Source organism: Phormidium pseudopriestleyi FRX01 (assembly GCF_017313335.1).
In the GTDB taxonomy this organism is placed as follows: Bacteria; Cyanobacteriota; Cyanobacteriia; order Cyanobacteriales; family Laspinemataceae; genus Laspinema; species Laspinema pseudopriestleyi.
On the sequence record NZ_JAFLQW010000593.1, the window covers coordinates 1 to 2,538 of the forward strand.

4 protein-coding genes and 1 tRNA gene are annotated in these 2,538 nt (G+C 49.1%); 3 read left to right on the forward strand and 2 right to left on the reverse strand.

Translation table 11 applies throughout. From position 1 onward, the window contains the following. Together J0895_RS22660 and J0895_RS22665 are read left to right on the forward strand one after the other, a co-directional pair. Positions 1-234, forward strand: a 234-nt coding sequence (locus J0895_RS22660; RefSeq protein WP_207090259.1) for a PPC domain-containing protein, incomplete at its 5' end; no start/stop codon positions are given. Between the two features lie 116 nt (positions 235-350). Then, positions 351-423 (forward strand) — tRNA-Phe (locus J0895_RS22665). Positions 424-554: 131 nt separating this feature from the next. On the opposite strand, the gene J0895_RS22670 is transcribed toward J0895_RS22665, so the two are convergent. Next, positions 555-716 (reverse strand): site-specific integrase, encoded by a 162-nt coding sequence (locus tag J0895_RS22670; RefSeq protein WP_207090260.1) that lies wholly within the window; start codon positions 714-716, stop codon positions 555-557. A gap of 197 nt (positions 717-913) precedes the next feature. On the opposite strand from J0895_RS22670, the gene J0895_RS22675 reads away from it, so the two are divergent. Further along, positions 914-1,150, forward strand: a complete 237-nt coding sequence (locus J0895_RS22675) for a hypothetical protein (protein ID WP_207090261.1) — start codon at positions 914-916, stop codon at positions 1,148-1,150. Between the two features lie 143 nt (positions 1,151-1,293). On the opposite strand, the gene J0895_RS22680 is transcribed toward J0895_RS22675, so the two are convergent. Further along, positions 1,294-2,538: TIGR03985 family CRISPR-associated protein (locus J0895_RS22680; protein ID WP_207090262.1), on the reverse strand; the 1,245-nt coding region annotated here is incomplete at its 5' end.

Consider the following 2,538-nt stretch of genomic DNA (forward strand, 5'->3'; position numbering starts at 1 on the left):
GGAGATCAAATCGTCATCGACCTGCTTTCCGATAGCTTTGACACCATTGTGACCCTCATCGGACCCAATGGCATGACGATGGCAGAGAATGACGATGGCCCTGATGGGACCACCAACTCCCTCCTCTTTGCCCGCATCACCGAAGGCGGAAATTATATCGTCCGAGTCCGATCCTTTGGCGAAGGAGGAACCGGCTCATTTAACGTCAAAGTCACTCGTCTGCGCCCTATCTAATCAAGCTTGGACGTAATATCAATTGTAGCAACGGCTATTACGTCCAAAAAAATTTTTCAAAAAACGCTTGCCAACCACCAAAATGTTTGCTATGTTAGTTAAGCATGAAAAAACCAGCCGGGATAGCTCAGTTGGTAGAGCAGAGGACTGAAAATCCTCGTGTCACGAGTTCAAGTCTCGTTCCTGGCATTCATTCTCCACAAGGCTTTCAGCCTCTAGCAACCCCCCGAGTGGCTTTAGTCACTCGGGGGGTTGCTTTTTGGCTGAAACGCTTCCCAGTAAAGGGTTTGAGGATTAGCTAGAAAATGGCTAGAAATAAGCTAGAAATAATAGCGCATCAGGGTGGGTACGCTATCCCCGATCCATTGAGCAACTTTGGCGGGGCTTTCACCTTTAGTAAGGCAAAAAGTAGCAAAAGAATGGCGCGTGTTGTACTGGGGGCGGTAGGCGATCGCCAGCCAATCCATAGAAAACCGTTCCATAGAATTCGTCAAGTTAGGCTTTTCAGGCTATGATGCCACTCACCTTGCCAGTGCAGAACGCAGTCATGCCGATATATTTTTATCCACCGATGACCGGCTCATCAAGACAGCCAAAAGAAAAAGTCAGTTAATCCATATACCCGTTGACAATCCTGTTCAATGGCTACTGAACATTATGCAACAACCCGAGTAAACCCATGACTAACACTCAGAAAGATATTATCAAAAAAGGATATCAAGCCTTAATAGATTCATTAGGAGTCGTCGATACAATTCGGTTTATTCAATACTTTAGCCCGGGTCAGGGTGACTATACCCAAGACCGCCATCAATGGTTGGAAAAAATGTCATTAAACGATATTTTACTCGCCATGAGGCAGTGGGAACAAAACGATAATCATCAATACGATGAAATTATAGGAGATGAGGAGTAAAGGATGGTCAGAAAAAAGTTTAAAAACTTAGCAATGCCCTGTCCTCCTCAACAGGAATTGTGTTCATTTCAGGGCTTCAAGTTCCTGGACCCCCTTACCAACACCTTTCATCCCGCTATCCCCTCTCCTGTTGCACCAAAATCCTAAATTAGGGAACCATAATGAGAGAGTTCTCGCCTTGCCTCCTCCGCCATCTGACGACGGAGAGACTGGGGTAAAATCACCTCCCCATTCGGTCGCCAAGACCGTAAACGCATTCGCACATTAATATCTCCCTCTCGAATCCAAGCTCGATAATAGGCATCCGCCTGACTGCGGTTGGCTAACACTTCTAATGCGGCAGCGCGATCGCCCTCATCCTGCACCTGCCGCCTCACTAACTCCCCTATAGAGTCATACTCCACCGGCTCAAACGTCCCATGACGCACCGTCCCCTCCACATAGCGATGAGCAAAATCCCGGGGAAAGCGCAACAATAGCAACTTACGTGGCAAATAAAAATTAAACCCCCAAGCTCCCTCTAACTCCGCCTCCACCTCTTCGGAAGTGGGTAAATCACCCTGCCGCCGCATCTCCCGCAACACCTTGGGCACCTGGGGGTCACCCCAAGCTAACACCGTGAGTTGGGGGGAAGTGATTCGATCTAAGCGATAATTGTGCCAACCCATCTCCCCCTCGGGTGTTTCTCCCCAAGCGCTGAGATACTTAGCTCGACGCACATAATGTAAGCAGACGGGATAAGTCGTGAATCGGACGATTCCGCCTTGGGCCAACTCATACTCAAACTGTACCACTCCCGAAGAGGAAGTGCGCCACAGTTGTTCCAGTTGGTCTTGATAGGTGTCTACCTGTTCTTGCACTTCGGGAGATAGGATGTAATCCAGGTGGATAAAAATGCGCCGTTGTGCTCGGTTGTGGAGCGGTTCTGCTGGGTTTGCATCGGAGGCGATTTGTTCCCATAAAGATTGGATGAGCACTTCTAAATTGGGCTGAATGAAGGAAATATCTTCCAGTAACGGTAACAATTCTCGCACTTGGGATAGGGGTAACAAAGCTGCATCAGCTTGCGGGGCGATCGCCCGTTGTAAAGCAGGCAGACTCGGCAACCCTTCCGCCGAGATACATTGATATTTCCCTCGGGATACAGACTCCAACCAGCCGAGTTCCGCCAGTTGCTTCAAATCATCGCGAATCGAACGGTGGACTGTGGTAAAAGGCGCTTGTTGCACTAGGACCTCTAGTTCCTCCGGTGCCAACCCACTCAAGTGGATGACATCCTGCATCCAAGAGTCGGGGGACTGTTGGGACGTTAACAGCAATTCGGTGACGGTTCGGTGACAAATACAGCCGCCATCGGTGCATTGGTATTCCAACTGTTCCGCTGTCAA